The organism is Enterococcus sp. E4-150 (genome assembly GCF_035726465.1).
Lineage (GTDB): Bacteria > Bacillota > Bacilli > Lactobacillales > Enterococcaceae > Enterococcus_B > Enterococcus_B faecium.
This window is the reverse complement of the sequence record NZ_JAPRGK010000023.1, coordinates 1-17,299: the sequence shown is the minus strand read 5'-3', so window position 1 is coordinate 17,299 and position 17,299 is coordinate 1. Positions and strand designations below refer to the sequence as shown.

Below are 17,299 nucleotides of genomic sequence, written 5' to 3'. Positions count from 1 at the left end.
TGGAGCTGTCCTTATGGACCTTCATGACGAATGGCTCAGTTCTACAAGAAAATATATTAAGTTTGATCAATGAGAGACCGGTAAAACATTGTATAGTATTTTACACAGGATTATGGACTTGACTAAACGAAGTCTGTCTTCTAAAAAAAATTGGGTATACTCACAAACTATTTTTTATGGAGGAATTGTTTTAATTAGTTTACTTTCTTCAACACTTTATTCTTTGAATATTATAGATGTTTCCACCTCAAATTCAATATCTATTATTGGAATCATTATTGCTGCAATTATTACACAACTGTTTTTAGTGTTTGGAGAGAAGAAAAGAAGTAAAAAATAGAAAAACTAGTGATAGTTTTGGTGATAGTGATATTAAAAATCAGAAAAGATAGAAAAAGCAGGAGATAGATAAAATGCTGATATTTCAGCATTTTTTAAGAGTATAAAAGAGAAAAAAAGTAATAAATGTATACATGATATAAGAAAAACATATATGTATAAAAAGAAGAAAGTAGCTTCTCTTTGTACATATATGGTTTGTTTTTATGGATGCCGAGCTTTTTTATAAGATAAGGCTACCGCCCATAACGACCCAAGGATTTGTGGAACTAAGTAAATACCTGCAAGAAGCAAGATCAGCTGGGTCGGTTTTAAAGGATGATAGAAGTAACGCCATTCAGTAAAATTGGCGCAAAATAAATAGGAAGTGACAGTAGATATAATATTGGCAATGAATAGAGATATAATACGCCTGTTCCTTTGAAAATAATATCCAGCAAAAAGAGATAAAAATATCAATGTGATGAACCCGCTTACGGAATGATAACGAAAATCAAGCAGTAAGGCGAAATGCACATAAGGAACAAAAGATAAAAGCAACGGAAGGTTTTTCCAGCAAGTTTTTATCATCTTTCATCACCACCTAACAAGTGTTATTATTTTGTTAGTTTTATTGTAAATTGAATCCTGCAATAATCAATTACTTTTTCATTATTTCTAGATTAAATGAATAAACTCTCATGCCATTATCTCTAAAAAAAAAGTTTTTCCCCCTAATTTTTTTAGATAGAAAATTGTATAGTATGATGAGAGAAAAAGTAGTTTGGGGGAACGTTAATGAGAAGAAAAACAGTAATCGATCGGCTTTATTTATTTTTTTGGTTTTTTCCTATCGTTTTGCTACCTTTTACATGGGTAAATGCTGTTGTACAAGGTGCGGAGATATTAGGCCTGATCCAAGGAAGCGGATTTGTGGTTTCTAGGAATTTTCCAGCTTTGATTGTTTTCTATTTAGTGATAAGTGTAGGTCTCTTATTACCAAAATCTCTGATCAATCACTACAATTGGCAGCTGCTTTACTTTTCTTGCTTATTAGTATTTACATCTATGTTTTCTTTGCTGCCTCGCTTGATTATCGGCCCTAATGGTTTGAGCGAGAGTGGATTGAAGGATTCAGCTTATTCCTCCATGTATTTCTTGACGATCAAACCATGGTTCTATTTAGTAATTGCCTCATTTATTCTTGCAACATTTTTTTACTTCTGGACAGAAATCAGGATAAAAAGTGAACGATCTGTATCTATAAAAAATAACTATTGATGGTGGATCATCAGTAAAAAAGCATATGAGCTGCGTAAAATGCATGTTTCTCATATGCTTTTTTTATTATTATGTAAAGAATGCGAAAAACGTTTACATGATTTTTACATAACTTAACTATATTTTTACAGCAACCATACGAGGGATTTACAGTCGACTGATAAACTTTAGTTGTAAATAAGAAAGGAGCAATAAAATGAAAAAAGTATTGTTTACTCTAGGTATGATGGGAATTCTTTTAGCCGGATGCGGCTCAGGATCAGGAAATACAGATGGCTCTGCCACACAAAATAATTCAAGTGACTCAAATGAACAAGTAAAAATCGTTGCGGTAGGTTCGACAGCATTACAGCCGTTAGTCGATGCAGCACAAGAAAGCTTTGTACAAGAAAATCCAAATTATCAAATCTCTGTACAAGGAGGAGGAAGCGGAACTGGTTTGAGCCAAGTCGAAGCTGGAGCAGTTACTATCGGAAACTCTGATGTATTTGCAGAAGAAAGAGACGGAGTTGATGCTTCAAAATTAGTGGATCATAAAGTAGCAGTGGTCGGGATGGCACCAATCGTCAATAAAGATACAGATGTCAAAGATATCACCAAACAGGAATTGATTGATATCTTTACAGGAAAAATCACTAACTGGAAGGAAGTTGGCGGGAAAGATCAAAAAATCAACGTCGTGAACCGTGCAAACGGCAGCGGTACCCGCGCGACATTCGAAAAATGGGGACTGGATGGTGCTACCCCTGTGCAGTCCCAAGAACAAGATTCATCAGGAACAGTTCGGCAGCTGGTAAGTCAAACACCAGGAGCAATCAGCTATTTAGCTTTCTCATATCTCGATGATTCCACACAAGCACTAAGTATCGACGGTGTAGAACCAAAAGAAGAGAATGTAGCAGATAACAGCTGGGGAATCTGGTCATATGAACATATGTACACGAACGGAAAACCTTCCCCTGAAGTCCAAAAATTCTTAGACTACATGATGACAGAAGAAATCCAAGAAGGACCTGTCAAAGAATTGGGCTATTTACCAATCACAATGATGGAAGTAGAACGTGATCACGAAGGAAATATCAAATAACTAGCAGATAAACATGCCACGGTAGTCGTTACTATTAAGGAAAAATCAACTATGTTTCCCCACATATACATTTTTCCTTTAATTGTGAAAAATAGTTCCTCATATTTTGCCGTTTTTTGAGCTAATACCGAGGGTCAGCTGATTGAACACCGTTTATTCGAAAAAAAGAGCTACGACATAGAACTGTCGTAGCTTTTTTTTGCTATATGACAGGAATGAAAGGTGTTTGCAAGCTTAATGTGAGGAACACTTTCCATATCTGTTCTATACTGGATAGGAGAAGTTTGGAAATATCCAGAAAACGAAATCAATCGAGGTAGCCACATGAAGAATAAATGGATAAATCGAAGTAAAAAAAAGAAAGTAACACAAAGATCATCAGATAAAGTCATCCGTCTTTTTCCATCGTATAAAGAAGGATTAACGGCAGATCAAGTCAAGGAACGAATAGAAAAAGGTGCAGCAAATAATTCAGTCGATCCCACATTCAAAACAAATCAGCAAATCGTATTGGAAAACATATTTACGTATTTCAATTTGATCTTTCTTATCTTAGCCATTTTGCTTTGTTTAGTAGAATCCTATAAGAACTTGACTTTTTTACCAGTTATCATAGCCAATACAGGAATCGCCATTTTTCAGGAAATTCGATCCAAAAAGATCTTGGACGAACTAAATGTTTTAAATACAGCAAAAGTCAATGTCATACGAGACGGGATAGAACAAACAATAGATATAGAAGACCTTGTAATAGATGACATTGTTATTTTAGAGACTGGACATCAAATTCCAGCAGATGCAGAGGTCGTGGAAGGGAAACTGCAAGTTAATGAGGCTTTATTGACAGGCGAAGCAGATGAAATAACCAAAGAAATAGGCGATCCATTAATGTCCGGCAGTTTCATTGTTTCCGGAAAAGCTTACGCCCGATTAGACAAAGTTGGAGCAGATTCGTATATTTCCCAGCTGACAGTCAAAGCCAAGACAATGGGAGAAGGAGAACAGTCGGAGATGATTGCTTCTCTTAATCAATTGATCAAATGGATTGGGATCATCATTATTCCTATCGGTATCCTGCTTTTTTCTCAAAGTTACTTTTTTAATGGAAACACGATCAAAGAAAGTGTCGTTGCAATGGAAGCAGCATTGATCGGTATGATACCTGAAGGACTGTACTTGCTGACGACGATTGCATTAGCATTAAGTGCGACTAAACTAGCAAAGCAAAGAGTTCTTTTACACAATATGAAAAGCATTGAGACATTGGCAAGGGTAAATGTCCTTTGTGTAGATAAAACAGGAACGATCACAGAAAATAAAATGTCTGTTCAAAAAGTGATCGTCTCTAAAAAACAAGAAATAATCAGTCAGTCAGATCAATTGGAAACATGCATTGCTGACTATGCAAAAGCGATGGCAGGAGACAATGCAACAATGGAAGCTGTTAAAGCATATTTTACAAAAACCACTGATCAATCCTATCACCATGTTATTCCTTTTTCTTCTGTCCAAAAATTCAGCAGTGTAGCGTTGGCAGACAAGGTGTATGTTTTAGGAGCGCCCGAAATGGTTTTGCGCGATCAATTGCCGGAATATGCGGAAGAGTTTGTTTCTTTCGCTGAAAAAGGCTATCGCGTGTTGGTCTTTGGTGTGTACGATGGGATTCTTGAAGAACCAGTATTGACAGAAGCAGTCACACCATTAGGCTATATTCTGATTGCTAATCCTATCAGAAAAGAAGCAAGAGCCACATTTGATTACTTCAAAAAACAGCAAGTAGCCATCAAAGTGATTTCTGGAGATAATCCGCTCACCGTATCCAATGTAGCTGTCCAAGCAGGGATTTCACATGCTGATCAGTACGTTGATGCATCTAAATTATCAGAAGAAGAATATGAAGCAGCTGTCGAAAAATATACAGTTTTTGGACGCGTCAAGCCAGAACAAAAGAAAATCTTCGTTCAATTGCTAAAGCGTAACAATACAGTAGCTATGACAGGTGATGGCGTGAATGATATTCTAGCCATGAAAGAAGCAGACTGCAGTATAGCGATGGCTTCCGGAAATGAAGCCGCCATGCAGGCCTCACAAGTGGTCTTACTTGATTCTGACTTTTCACGCATGCCAGAAGTTGTTGCAGAAGGACGGCGCGTTGTGAACAATATTGAGCGATCAGCCAGCTTGTTTTTAGTGAAGAATATTTTCTCCTTTTTGCTCTCACTGTTTTCAGTGATCTTTGCTCTGACCTATCCTTTAGAACCATCACAAATCACATTGATTAGTTTGTTTACTATCGGACTTCCATCTTTCTTGCTTGCTCTAGAAGAAAACAAAAAGCGAATCAGAGGGAAATTCATCATGAATGTGATGGAAAAAGCTGTGCCAGGTGGACTAACAGATATGATCGTAGTCGGTGCGTTGGTGATCTGCGGGGTGACTTTGAATCTAAATAAAACAGATGTTTCTACAGCATCTACCATGCTTTTGATTGCAGTAGGGTTCCTCGTTCTCTATAAAATCTGTTCACCGCTGAATAAATTCAGAAGTCAGATCATTCTTTTCTGTGCTAGCGGTAACTTTTTTTCGGTCATCTTTTTGCATAAGCTGTTTTCAATCACCGGTATCTCAGCTGTATCACTTTTGCTGTTGAGCATTCTATTTTTCTCGGCAGATTCGATTTTTAGGCATTTGACCACATTGGTAGAATATTTGTTTGAACGTAAAAATGAAAAAGAGCAAAAGCCGTTTAGTCGCGTAGTTAAAAAATTTCTATCGATATTTAAACGAGAAAATTGACGAAAAGTATCTCAAAAAAGAGTAAAAAAGAACAACCACTCGTGTATCTTTCGAAGCAGGATGAGTCATCCAACTTTAAAACGCACGAGCAGTTGCTCTTTTTTACATTTTCGGAATGGTAACGGTGAAAGTCGAACCTGTTCCAAGATGACTGTCTACAGTAATCGTACCATGAAGGAGTTGCACGTAGTCTTTTACAATCGCTAACCCTAATCCGGTCCCGCCTGAATGTCGGCTTCGCGCCTTGTCTACGCGGTAAAAACGCTCAAAGATCCGTTCCTGATCCTCAATGTCGATACCTATACCAAAGTCTTGGACAGAAAACGATAGATCATCTGTTGCCTGATAGCGGATAATAATCTCGCTGTCGCTTTTTGAATATTGGACAGCATTTTCAATCAGATTTTTGATAATTGGATAAAGGATATCTGTTTTAGTAGTAAATGGTTCGTTCTTTCCAATCAATCGAATCGTCAACCGTTTCTTTTCGATGATTGGCTGATAATTTTGAACGATTTGCTGGAAATAAGGTTCTGTATAAATTGTCTGGATCTCGTAAGAATTCTCGCCATCTTTTGACAGCTGGATGATTTCCCGAATCAGTTTATCTAACCGGATCGCATCTTTTTGCATGATCTCAAGAAAAGAAGTCAGAGTTTGCGGGTCATCTTTTGCACCATCCAGTAAAGTCTCGGTAAAACCAATCAGTGAAGTCACAGGAGTTTTTAATTCGTGAGAGACGTTGCCAACGAAATCCTTTTGTAGCTTTTCTAAACGTCGCACTTTCGTTAAGTCATACGCCACCCCTAGAATCTGTCCGGTACCTTCTGAATTAGTAAAGTAGCGCAAACTCAAGTCTAATGTCTGCCGACCTTCTGTAAGGGTGATCTCCTGATGGATCAGCGGATGCTCAGGAGTCACTTGATGAATCAGCTGAATGAGTTTTGGCTCTTGAATGACTTCTGTGTACCGCTGTTCAGGTTGATAGCTTACCACGTTTAAATGTAGCTGCATCTTTGGATTAAGCAGTAGTAAACGAGAATCAGCATCATCAATCAGGAATACGCCAATCATCAGTTCGTTCAGTAACGTATATAATTGCTCTTCTGTGGTAGTATACGCCCGATACATCTTACTCATTTGTTCGCTCAACGCATTGATCGTCTGATACAATTCTTCCCATTGATCGGGTGTTTGCATGATTACTTCCGCCTGATTAGGATTTTGCACCATTTTTTTTAGTACGGGCAGCACGGTTTTCAATGGCTGGTTTTTTTGATAGATCAGATAATAGATCATTCCTGCAAGAACAAGGAAGAAAGACAGAAAGAAGAAAAAGACCCAACGGCGAAAACTCTCAGTTCTCGGTAAAAAACCGCTTGTCGGTTCTGCGATACGTAAAATGGCTTCTAACTGGCCACTTTTTTTGACTGGTAATGCGACATATAAAAGATCCTCATTCAAAGTAGTACTTTTGCGCAAAGCGCTACCTAGGTTCCCACCATTCAATACGGCTTTGATTTCGGGACGGGAGTTTCGCTGTTCATTCAATGTTTCATTGTTTGTGTCAAATAAGATCTTTCCAGTAGCATCCATTAAAGTAATCCGTTCGTTCGACTGATGGACGAATTCTTCCAAAGCAGTTTTGTTTTGCGCTGCTTGGAGGTTTTCGACATCTAATTGCCAGATCAGCAGTTGTACTTTTTTTGTCAGGTAGCTTTCTTGCTGTTCCACGATCTGCTGTTGAAAATAATGGGAAATCAATTGCCAGCCACCAAAAAACAAACTAACTAAAAGAATAAGAAAGAAGAGACGTTCATAAATTTTTTTCCATTTCATCGTTTTGGTTCCTGAAACTTATAGCCAAATCCTCTAATAGTCACCAAGTACTTTGGATGTTTTGGATCTCGCTCGATTTTTTCTCGCAAATGACTAACGTGTACATCTACGATTCGGCTTTGTCCTGCGAAGTCAAAATTCCAAATGCGGTCTAGCAATGTGTCTCGGTCGATCACACGGTCTTTTCGTTTCATGAAATAAACAAGTAATTCAAATTCTTTCGGTGTTAGTTCAATCAGATGGTCGTCTACGGTCACTTGATAATTGGTCAAATCAGCAGTGATTTGTCCAATCGATAGATATTCAGGCTCAGCTTCATCTTTTGATTGCTTACGAGGTTCAATCCGTCTGAATATTGCTTTCATACGGGCTAATACTTCGCGAGGACTAAATGGTTTGGTCAAATAGTCGTCAGCACCTATTTCTAGGCCAATGATCCGATCCACTTGGTCATCTTTAGCCGTCAGCATCAAAATCGGTGTTTCATTTTTTTCTTGACGCAGCCGCTGAGTGATCTCCATGCCATCCATCGTTGGAAGCATCACATCTAAAATGATGAAATCAAATGATTGTTCTAATGCTAATTCTAATCCTTCGCCTCCATCTGTGGCACTGGTTACCTTGTAGCCTTCTTTTTCCAAATTGAACGTCAAGAGCGTTACAATAGAAGGTTCATCATCAACAACTAGTATTTTTTTCATTCAAATCTCCTTTAAATAGGTTTCATTCTGTTTATATTTTAGCATAGAATCAGTACAAAGGGCTATTTTACAAAAGAAATAAATGGTATAATAGGAAGGCACTTTGCTGAATAGAAAGGAAGAGCAGTCAATGATTGGAATCAGTGCATGTTTAGGCGGTCTGGCCTGTCGCTATGATGGACAGAAAAAAGAAGTACCAGAATTGATGGAACTAGTTGAAACTGGAGAAGCTGTCATGGTCTGTCCAGAAGTGATCGGCGGATTACCAATTCCTAGAGATCCCGCTGAAATCATTGGTGGAAATGGATTCGATGTGTGGAAAGATCAAGCAAAAGTATGGACGACAAGCGGCGAAGATGTAACGGAAGCGTACAAAAATGGCGCGATCAAAGCCTATCAAAAATTGCAGGAAAAACACATTGATCTAGTCATCATGAAGGAAAAAAGCCCTTCATGCGGAACCCATTCGATTTATGACGGGAGTTTTTCCGGAATAAAAAAAAATGGTGCCGGAGTGGCTACTGCTTATTTTATTCAGCAAAAAATGACTGTGCTCTCTGATGAAGAATGGCTGAAAACTAGAGGTGAGCAGAATGGAAATCGAAAAGACCAATCGAATGAACGCGCTCTTTGAATTTTATTCGACCTTATTGACAGAAAAACAAATGAACTACATGGAATTATATTATGCAGATGATTTTTCATTAGGTGAGATCGCGGAAGAATACGAAGTAAGCCGACAAGCAGTATATGACAATATCAAGCGGACAAGCAAGATCTTGGAGGATTATGAAAAAAAACTCCATCTTTTTTCTAATTATATTGTTCGAGAACAGGTATTGGAAAATATGACTGCATATATTACAGATAAGTACCCGGAAGATAAAAAACTACTTGAATATGTACAGCAAATTCAAGCAATCGAAGAATAAATAAAAGGAATGAAGAAAATATGGCATTTGAAAGCTTAACTGAACGTCTCCAGCAGGCGATGGGAAAAATAAGAAAAAAAGGAAAAGTATCAGAAGCTGACGTAAAAGAAATGATGCGGGAAATCCGCCTTGCCTTACTAGAAGCCGATGTTAACTTGCAAGTAGTCAAAAATTTTACTAAGCGCGTACGCGAACGTGCGGTAGGGGCAGAAGTGCTGGAAAGTTTATCACCTGCACAACAAATCGTAAAAATCGTTGATGAAGAATTGACGATCACACTTGGTTCTGAAACAGCAGAGTTAAATAAATCACCAAAAATACCAACTGTTATCATGATGGCTGGTCTTCAAGGGGCAGGTAAAACGACCTTTACTGGTAAATTAGCCAATTATTTAAAGAAAAATGAAAATGCTCGTCCGCTCCTAATCGCAGGGGACGTATATCGACCAGCTGCGATCGACCAATTGAAAGTATTAGGTCAACAGCTAGACGTTCCTGTATTTGATATGGGAACTGAAGTCAGCCCGGTAGAGATCGTCCGTCAAGGGATGGAGTTAGCAAAAGAAAAGAAAAACGACTATGTATTGATCGATACGGCAGGACGTCTGCATATCGATGAAACATTGATGGATGAGTTGAAACAAATCAAAGAATTGACGCAACCAAATGAGATTTTGCTTGTTGTCGATGCCATGACTGGTCAAGATGCCGTCAACGTAGCTGATAGCTTCAACCAGCAATTAGGTATTACAGGGGTCGTCATCACTAAACTTGATGGGGATACTCGAGGCGGGGCAGCACTATCGATCCGCTCAGTGACAGGCGCACCAATCAAATTCATCGGTTCTGGTGAAAAATTGACTGACTTAGAAGTATTCCACCCAGATCGTATGGCTAGCCGTATCCTTGGTATGGGGGATATGCTGACATTGATTGAAAAAGCGCAGCAAGACTATGACGAGAAAAAAGCGGAAGAACTTGCACAGAAAATGCGGGAAAATTCATTCGATTTCAATGACTTTATTGAACAGCTTGATCAAGTGATGGGTATGGGCCCACTGGAAGATCTAATCAAAATGATCCCAGGAATGAATCAAGTCCCTGGAATCGAAAACGTCAAGGTAGATCCAAAAGATGTTGAACGCAAAAAAGCGATGGTTTATTCTATGACGCCAGCAGAAAGAGCAAATCCTGATCTGTTGAACCCAAGCCGTCGTCGCCGAATTGCTGCCGGTTCTGGAAACAGTGTTGTTGAAGTGAATCGAATGATCAAACAATTCAAGGAATCAAGAAAAATGATGCAGCAAATGTCCAAAGGGGATATGAACATCCCAGGTATGGACCAAATGTTTGGTTCAGGCGTCAAAGGAAAACTAGGCAAAATGGCGATGAATCGAATGATCAAGAAAAATAAGAAGAAAAAGAAAAAACGGAAATAAGATGAAAAAAACAGCTTCGGTACAGACTGAAAATGTCTACTGCCGGAGCTTTTCTATCAGCAATTTTTATTCTTTACTAATACAATTACTCTAAACGAAGTGGTGGCACAGATGAGATGTCCGTGGAGTGAACAAACAGAAAGTATGCGGCAATATCATGATACTGTCTGGGGTGTTCCTGAATATGATGACCAAAAGCTGTTCCGAAAATTGATGCTTGATATTAATCAAGCCGGATTGAGCTGGCAGACGATTTTAAATAAAAGTGAAGCATTCGATGAAGCATATGATCGATTCGATATCAAAAAAGTCGCAAATTATGGAGAAACAAAAATCAGTGAACTAATGGAAAACAAAGGAATTATTCGTAACCGAAGAAAAATCGAAGCAGCCGTCCAAAACGCCAAAGCAGTCTTGAAAATTCAAGAAGAAATCGGCAGTTTTTCAGAGTATCTTTGGTCGTTTTCTAATGGAAAAATCGTTGATTCTTCTTATCATTCACAAGAAGAAGTCCCAACAACAAGTCCTCTTTCAGATGAATTAGCAAAAGATCTAAAGAAAAGAGGATTTAAATTTATCGGAAGCACAACAATCTATGCTTTTTTAGAAGCTGTCGGGATCATCAATGATCACCTTGACAGTTGTTTCCGCAAAGAAGAGGTCGTACGTATCGGCAGAAAGGGCGAATAAAGCATGCGAAAAATCATATTTTATGGTGCTATAAGTTTAGATGGCTATTTGGCAACGAAAACGGATGATCTTCAATGGCTTTTTGACACTCCAACAGGTAAGCAAACCACTTATGAAGCTTTTTATGAAACAATCGATACGACCATCATGGGCAGAAAAACTTATCAGGAAGCAAAAAAACATTTGGAGACCGAAGCAATTTATCCAGAGAAAAAGAATTTCGTTTTTTCCACCCACGCACAATTACAATTGCCAGATGCTGAGGTCGTAAACGAAGATCCTGTTGCTTTTCTAAAAAATCTACAAATGACAGAAGGAAAAGATATCTGGGTTGTGGGTGGCGGTCGATTGATCAAACCGCTATTGGAACATCAAATGATTGATGAATGGTATATCCAGATTACCCCTGTATTATTAGGGGACGGGATTCCTTTATTCCAAAAAGGAACATATGAAGCGCGTTTTGAAATGCTAGACACGACACGATTCGGTGAATTTATCGAATTGCATTATGTACGAAAGTAGAAGTAAATAAAATAAAAAAGGCAACTATATGCAGAAATGTCCTGTACATAGTTGCCTTTTTTATTACCGTTATGCTTTTTACTCTGTTAATTTGTTAGAAAAATCTAGATACGCATCTAAAATCGTTTGGAAGAAACTTAATGTTCCTTCAACGATATTACCATTTTCATCAATTAGATTCGCAACGTTTCCGATATATGCTTCCGGTTGCTGCAAGGTTGGCACATTCAAAAAGACAAGTGATTGGCGTAGATGGTGGTTTGCGCCAAAGCCGCCGATCCCACCTGGTGATGCAGTAACGACTAAACCTGGTTTATGATCCCAAACACTGTGTCCATAAGGTCTTGAGCCTACATCTAAAGCATTTTTCAATACTGCTGGCACAGAACGGTTGTATTCAGGAGTAACGAAAACGACACCGTCTAGTCCCCTCACTTCCTCACGAAAACGAGTCCATTCAGCAGGAGCCTGTTCTGGAGTTTCGAGATCCTCATTGTAAAATGGCAGATCATCGATTTTTACAAATACACTTTCGTACCCTTCAGGAAGCAATTTCGCAAAAGCTTCTGCTACTTTTTTGTTGTAAGAATCTTTTCTTAAACTACCAATAAAAAATCCAATTTTTTTTGTCATACGATTTTTCCTCCTTCAAACTATCTATAATAATCTTACAAAAAATAAGTAACTGGAGCAAATAAAAACACTTACTGACAAAAGCTACATAGAAGATAGATTACTTATTTTTAACAAAAAAGAAGTCTAAAATCTTCTATTTCCTAAAAAAAATCGAATTTAATCAAGCTGTAAAGAAAAAAAGCTTTACAGGGTAAAAAAAAACTGTTACACTACATCTTGTGAATAAAACAATGGAGGTGGAAATAAATAATGGCAGTTAAAATCCGTTTAAAACGTATGGGTTCTAAAAAGAGTCCGTTTTACCGTATCGTCGTAGCTGATTCACGTTCTCCTCGTGATGGACGTTTCATCGAAACTGTAGGTACTTACAATCCTTTGAAAGACCCTGCAGAAGTAGTTTTAAAAGAAGACTTAGTTCTTGACTGGTTATCAAAAGGTGCACAACCTTCTGACACTGTACGTAACATCCTTTCAAAAGAAGGCGTTATGCAAAAACACCACGAAGCTAAATTCTCAAAGAAATAAGGTGACCGGATATGAAAGATTTAAGCGACTTAGTCTTAACAATCGTTCGTCCGCTAGTCACTTATCCTGATCAAGTCAAGTTAGACGTCGTAGAGTCGAAAGACTTTTACGAGTACAATCTAACAGTGGCTCCTGAAGATATTGGCCGTATCATTGGAAAACAAGGGCGTGTTGCTAAAGCAATCCGCACAATCATTTACGGTGTTCGGATCAATGCACCGAAAAAAGTGCGTTTGAATATCATCGATGATAAGGAAAAGTAAATAAACGTGCTGTACTCGAATTTTCGAGTGCAGCTTTTTTGTTTTTTTTATTAATTGAAGAAATAATTATTTGGCAAAACAAGCAAGAAAGCGTATCCTTATAGGAGGAGGGAGTGAACAGCCAATGAGAAAGAAAATGTTATTTATTCCATTTGCTCTATTGTTAAGCGCTTGTAGTTCGGTTACTCAAGAATCAGACAATACACATCTATCAAGCAGTATATCTGAAACTGTTACCAGTCCAGAAAAAAGTAGTACCAAAACGGCTTCCACCACTGAACAAACAATGGCTACCTCAAATAATGAGAAAAAGACTGCTTTAGACCAGTTGAAAGAACAACAGCCAAATGTTCCCATGCCTCTAGATGTACCAGTCTCTTCAGGCTATCTCAATATCGCAGCGACACATACAAAGCAAGGTTATTCTATTTTATATTACAGAACAGATCGTCCCCTCGGGTTGAATGCTGACGAATTGAATCAAGAAACGCCTATTGCAACCTATCTATATCAATATGGGTTTGCTTCTAGTCAAGAAACAATCCAAGTTTTGCAGCCCTTTGAGATCGACACAAAGGGTCAGCAAGTGGACTTAGGTTCTCGAATCACAGGGTATCAGCAAGGTGCAGCAGGTTCAAGTTTTCTTGAATGGCAAGAAGGAAACTGGCGTATTCGAATCCGTGGGAATAATATAGAAGGCCAAGATCCCTTACTATTAGCTAAAGAAATCGTAGCTTATTTGGAAGAAAACAGTCTACCAGCACCTGAACAATTTGGTAAAATTACTGTTGATATGGGTGATACGACGAATCGAGCCGTAGAAGTAAGCTGGCAAGAACCGAAAAATGCCTATACGATCACTCATCAAGATCCTATGTCTGCGTTGAAGATGGCAGTTTCTATGAAGAGGTTGTGAAATCAGCGCGCTGATCTGAGCCCATCATTTAACTCCAAGTCACAGGAAGTAATCAAAAATAGCACGCCGCATTTTTGCATAATTTTGGCTTAATACCTTAAAAGAAAACTAGAATTGCCTCTTCACACATGCTAAAATAAAACAGACAAAAAAGAAATGGGGATATAAGTTGACTGAATACTTGAATGTAGGAAAAATCGTAAACACACAAGGTATCAAAGGCGAAGTCCGTGTTATCTCAACAACGGATTTCCCAGAAGAACGTTACAAAAAAGGAACGGTGCTAACACTATTCCAAGACGGAAAAGCACCTGTGGAATTAACAGTCAAAAGTCATCGCAAACATAAAAATTTTGACTTATTGAGTTTTGAAGGACATCCTTCTATCAATGATGTGGAAAAATATCGGGATGGCATATTAAAAGTGTCAAAAGACAACTCTGTAGATCTAGCTGAAAATGAATTCTATTACCATGAGATCATCGGTCTGCATGTATTAGAAGATGGAACTGAGTTAGGTAAAATAAAAGAAATCTTGTCACCAGGTGCCAATGATGTTTGGGTCGTTCAACGTCCGAAAAAAGCTGATATATTGCTTCCATATATCGCTTCTGTCGTCAAAGAAGTCGATTTAGAAGCTGGAGTGGTCCGTGTAGAAATTCCAGAAGGACTGATTGACGATGAAGATTGATGTATTGACTTTATTTCCAAGAATGTTTGAAGGTCCTATGGGGGAATCCATCATCGGTAAGGCTGTAGATAAAGGATTATTAGATATCAATATCTCTAACTTCCGCGATTATTCAGATAACAAACATCAGACAGTAGATGATTATCCATACGGCGGTGGAGCAGGCATGCTGCTCAAAGTCCAGCCCATCTATGATAACATCCAAGCCATTGAAAAAGCTGCACCGGATGTCAAAAAAAGAGTAATTCTTCTTGACCCAGCTGGTAAACGATTCGATCAGAAAATGGCAGAAGAATTTTCACAAGAAGAACACTTAGTATTCATTTGTGGTCATTATGAGGGATATGATGAACGTATCCGCACATTAGTGACAGATGAAGTTTCCTTAGGAGATTATGTCCTTACTGGGGGAGAATTAGGTGCGATGGTCATGATCGATGCAACAGTTCGGCTTTTGCCAGATGTGTTAGGGAATCAGACTTCAGCTCAAACGGATTCTTATTCAACCGGTTTATTGGAACATCCCCAATATACTCGCCCGGCAGAATATAAAGGGATGAAAGTACCAGAAGTATTAACAAATGGAAATCATAAATTGATTGAAGAATGGCAATTAAAAGAATCACTAAGAAGGACCTATCAACGTCGGCCTGATCTTTTGGAAACACTTGAATGGACACCTCAAATGACGAAATTTTTAGAAGAAATCAAGAAAGAAGAACAAGAAAAAACAGCAGATGAAGCCAAGTGACTTTTTCTAAAATCTTCTTTACAGTAGGTTGATAATATGTTAGTATTTTATGGTGAGTGCAAAAGCACTTAACTATTACGATATTCCGCTGTGAGAAAAGCTCATAAGAATATTTGGAATAAGGAGAAGAAAACCATGAATTCATTAATCGAAGAATTAACAAAAGAACAATTACGTTCTGACATCCCAGCGTTCCGCCCTGGTGACACTGTGCGTGTTCACGCAAAAGTTGTTGAAGGTACTCGTGAACGTATCCAGTTATTTGAAGGTGTTGTTATCAAACGCCGCGGTGCTGGAATCAGCGAAACTTATACAGTACGTAAAGTTTCTAACGGAGTGGGCGTTGAACGTACATTCCCATTGCATACACCACGTGTTGCAAAAATCGAAGTAGTTCGCTACGGTAAAGTACGTCGTGCAAAATTGTACTACCTACGTGCATTACACGGAAAAGCTGCTCGTATCAAAGAAATCCGTCGTTAATCATTGTTATCAGACTGAGAAAGAACCCTTGGTATTCAAGGGTTCTTTTTTCTTAGCATGTAATTTGAACACCCTGATCCAGTTTTTTTCTTTAATTATTGGTAGGGGAGAATAATGGATTAGAATAAATCTACCTATAAGTAGTAGTAAAAAAAAGAGCACTATGATAATATCTTTCTTAAGTGTAACCGCTTTAATAAAAAATCCAGAATATTCTAACATAAATGGAGTATTCTTAGAATCAAAAGGAGAAAGAAGATGGTTTATACTTATACGGAGCAAGAAAAAATGAAAGTTTTAGACACATTCATGAATGATGGAAAAGTAAAACAAGTACCAAGTTCAACAAAAAAGAAATACATCCTATTGAAAGAAGTCTTGAAACGCTTTGACCATGGAGTGACTTATACAGAAACAGAGGTTAATTCGATACTGCTGAACGTATTTTCTAGTGGCGATTATGTCGAACAAAGACGTTATCTAATCACATTTGGCTTTTTCAAAAGAAGTTCAGACGGTCGGGCATATCAGATGATGGGAATTGAAAATTAGAAGTTTTAATTTATACTCATTGAAAAAAGTTCAAGTATGCGATATTGGTTCTACACCGCATACTTGAACTTTTTTTGTCATCTGTATCTATAATACAAAGCCAAGAACGTTATTCAAAATATGGATAGCTATGATAAAAGCTAATGAGCGATTCGCAGTTAAATAAGCAATCGTCAGTAAAATCGTTCCAGGAGCGTACATGAAAAAATCAATTGGATGCGTTACATGAATAAAGATAATTCTCTTTTATTTGTACGAATAAATACCAAAACGTACCTCCTAAAATTAGATTTTGGACAGATGCCCTTTAAAAAGATAACAAGATTTCGTTCTTGAAACAATATATATGCTTTTATTCCAATGAGGTTGTGAAAACAGTATTTTGTCCAGAGCGTTAGAAAATTGAAAATGGGGAATAGCAACTCGTACTTTACCATTTTTTAAGTGAATACAAGATCAGCTAATTGAACACCGTTTATTCGTGATGAGGGACACAACACTGCAGTCGACACATTTCTCTTTTATGTTCAAAGATAACAAATATTTAAAACAAAGAAAAATAGTAGATAATCCCGTCCTAACTCTTTTATTCTTCCCTACTAGCTTCCAAATTTAAGCAATACTTCAATTAATCAAGTTTTATCTTTTTTTTTCAATAATCGTAAAAAAAGAGTATTTTTTATTTAAAAATAAAATCTTTGTATTAAAGGACAAGACTAAAATAACCTTAGAATAAAAAGAGAAAAAAAGGATAAAGTCCATATAATTGTGTAAAAGATAAAAGGCCATGTAACAGCCCTTTTACGGTACAATGTTTTTAACCACAAAAACATACCCAGGAGGACGTTACATGACCCAAGTACATTTTACACTG

General features: G+C 37.7%; 19 protein-coding genes and 1 pseudogene. 16 read left to right on the top strand and 4 right to left on the bottom strand.

The genetic code is table 11. The features are described 5' to 3' along the window. Window positions 1-121: 121 nt before the first annotated feature. A pseudogene (locus tag OZ002_RS12495) lies at window positions 122-340 on the top strand (hypothetical protein); the annotation flags it as partial. 203 nt (window positions 341-543) lie between these two features. Here OZ002_RS12495 and OZ002_RS12490 read toward each other — a convergent pair. After that, complete coding sequence (locus OZ002_RS12490; protein ID WP_002289810.1) at window positions 544-909, bottom strand: hypothetical protein; 366 nt, start codon at window positions 907-909, stop codon at window positions 544-546. A 207-nt stretch (window positions 910-1,116) separates the two neighbouring features. Here OZ002_RS12490 and OZ002_RS12485 point away from each other — a divergent pair, with 207 nt between their 5' ends. The 3 genes from OZ002_RS12485 to OZ002_RS12475 all read left to right on the top strand — a co-directional run bounded on the left by OZ002_RS12485 (window position 1,117) and on the right by OZ002_RS12475 (window position 5,482). Then, window positions 1,117-1,599 carry a hypothetical protein gene (locus OZ002_RS12485; protein WP_002302564.1) on the top strand — a complete coding sequence of 161 codons (483 nt, stop codon included), beginning with the start codon at window positions 1,117-1,119 and terminating at the stop codon, window positions 1,597-1,599. 196 nt (window positions 1,600-1,795) lie between these two features. Then, window positions 1,796-2,686 (top strand): phosphate ABC transporter substrate-binding protein PstS family protein, encoded by an 891-nt coding sequence (locus OZ002_RS12480; RefSeq protein WP_002289807.1) that lies wholly within the window; start codon window positions 1,796-1,798, stop codon window positions 2,684-2,686. Window positions 2,687-3,010: 324 nt separating this feature from the next. Next, on the top strand, window positions 3,011-5,482 hold the full coding sequence (locus tag OZ002_RS12475) for a cation-translocating P-type ATPase (RefSeq protein ID WP_002303402.1): 2,472 nt from the start codon (window positions 3,011-3,013) through the stop codon (window positions 5,480-5,482). 102 nt (window positions 5,483-5,584) lie between these two features. On the opposite strand, the gene OZ002_RS12470 is transcribed toward OZ002_RS12475, so the two are convergent. Together OZ002_RS12470 and OZ002_RS12465 are read right to left on the bottom strand one after the other, a co-directional pair. After that, window positions 5,585-7,321 carry an ATP-binding protein gene (locus tag OZ002_RS12470; RefSeq protein ID WP_002303401.1) on the bottom strand — a complete coding sequence of 579 codons (1,737 nt, stop codon included), beginning with the start codon at window positions 7,319-7,321 and terminating at the stop codon, window positions 5,585-5,587. Next, a complete protein-coding gene (locus OZ002_RS12465; RefSeq protein WP_002293705.1) occupies window positions 7,318-8,022 on the bottom strand; it encodes a response regulator transcription factor in 705 nt (234 codons plus the stop codon). Before OZ002_RS12465 ends, OZ002_RS12470 begins: the two co-directional genes overlap by 4 nt. A 130-nt stretch (window positions 8,023-8,152) precedes the next feature. Between OZ002_RS12465 and OZ002_RS12460 the strand changes: the two genes are divergently transcribed. The 5 genes from OZ002_RS12460 (at window position 8,153) to OZ002_RS12440 (ending at window position 11,608) form a co-directional block, all read left to right on the top strand. After that, complete coding sequence (locus OZ002_RS12460; protein WP_002297194.1) at window positions 8,153-8,656, top strand: DUF523 domain-containing protein; 504 nt, start codon at window positions 8,153-8,155, stop codon at window positions 8,654-8,656. Beyond that, window positions 8,616-8,954: a putative DNA-binding protein gene (locus OZ002_RS12455; RefSeq protein WP_002293708.1), complete on the top strand. Its 339-nt coding sequence runs from the start codon at window positions 8,616-8,618 to the stop codon at window positions 8,952-8,954. Before OZ002_RS12460 ends, OZ002_RS12455 begins: the two co-directional genes overlap by 41 nt. Window positions 8,955-8,974: 20 nt before the next feature. After that, a complete protein-coding gene (ffh, locus tag OZ002_RS12450; protein ID WP_002303400.1) occupies window positions 8,975-10,393 on the top strand; it encodes a signal recognition particle protein in 1,419 nt (472 codons plus the stop codon). 111 nt (window positions 10,394-10,504) lie between these two features. After that, window positions 10,505-11,083: a DNA-3-methyladenine glycosylase I gene (locus OZ002_RS12445; protein ID WP_002293710.1), complete on the top strand. Its 579-nt coding sequence runs from the start codon at window positions 10,505-10,507 to the stop codon at window positions 11,081-11,083. Window positions 11,084-11,086: 3 nt separating this feature from the next. Beyond that, on the top strand, window positions 11,087-11,608 hold the full coding sequence (locus OZ002_RS12440; protein ID WP_002337806.1) for a dihydrofolate reductase family protein: 522 nt from the start codon (window positions 11,087-11,089) through the stop codon (window positions 11,606-11,608). Between the two features lie 78 nt (window positions 11,609-11,686). Here OZ002_RS12440 and OZ002_RS12435 read toward each other — a convergent pair whose 3' ends face one another. Continuing rightward, on the bottom strand, window positions 11,687-12,241 hold the full coding sequence (locus OZ002_RS12435) for an NADPH-dependent FMN reductase (protein ID WP_002293714.1): 555 nt from the start codon (window positions 12,239-12,241) through the stop codon (window positions 11,687-11,689). A 252-nt stretch (window positions 12,242-12,493) separates the two neighbouring features. On the opposite strand from OZ002_RS12435, the gene rpsP reads away from it, so the two are divergent. From rpsP to OZ002_RS12400, 7 genes are all read left to right on the top strand, one after another. Next, complete coding sequence (rpsP, locus tag OZ002_RS12430; protein ID WP_002290274.1) at window positions 12,494-12,769, top strand: 30S ribosomal protein S16; 276 nt, start codon at window positions 12,494-12,496, stop codon at window positions 12,767-12,769. 11 nt (window positions 12,770-12,780) lie between these two features. After that, a complete protein-coding gene (locus OZ002_RS12425; RefSeq protein ID WP_002337805.1) occupies window positions 12,781-13,032 on the top strand; it encodes a KH domain-containing protein in 252 nt (83 codons plus the stop codon). 124 nt (window positions 13,033-13,156) lie between these two features. Further along, the gene (locus OZ002_RS12420; protein ID WP_002337804.1) at window positions 13,157-13,948 is read left to right on the top strand and encodes a hypothetical protein; all 792 of its coding nucleotides are present in this window, start codon (window positions 13,157-13,159) and stop codon (window positions 13,946-13,948) included. A gap of 169 nt (window positions 13,949-14,117) precedes the next feature. After that, window positions 14,118-14,639, top strand: coding sequence for a ribosome maturation factor RimM (gene rimM / locus OZ002_RS12415; protein WP_002337803.1), 522 nt, complete (start codon window positions 14,118-14,120; stop codon window positions 14,637-14,639). Then, window positions 14,629-15,390 (top strand): tRNA (guanosine(37)-N1)-methyltransferase TrmD, encoded by a 762-nt coding sequence (gene trmD / locus OZ002_RS12410; RefSeq protein ID WP_002293717.1) that lies wholly within the window; start codon window positions 14,629-14,631, stop codon window positions 15,388-15,390. The genes rimM and trmD overlap by 11 nt, the downstream gene beginning before the upstream one ends. 135 nt (window positions 15,391-15,525) lie before the next feature. Further along, the gene (gene rplS / locus OZ002_RS12405) at window positions 15,526-15,873 is read left to right on the top strand and encodes a 50S ribosomal protein L19 (RefSeq protein WP_002337802.1); all 348 of its coding nucleotides are present in this window, start codon (window positions 15,526-15,528) and stop codon (window positions 15,871-15,873) included. 258 nt (window positions 15,874-16,131) lie between these two features. Next, a complete protein-coding gene (locus OZ002_RS12400) occupies window positions 16,132-16,425 on the top strand; it encodes a DUF2087 domain-containing protein (RefSeq protein WP_002288970.1) in 294 nt (97 codons plus the stop codon). Window positions 16,426-17,299: the final 874 nt, after the last annotated feature.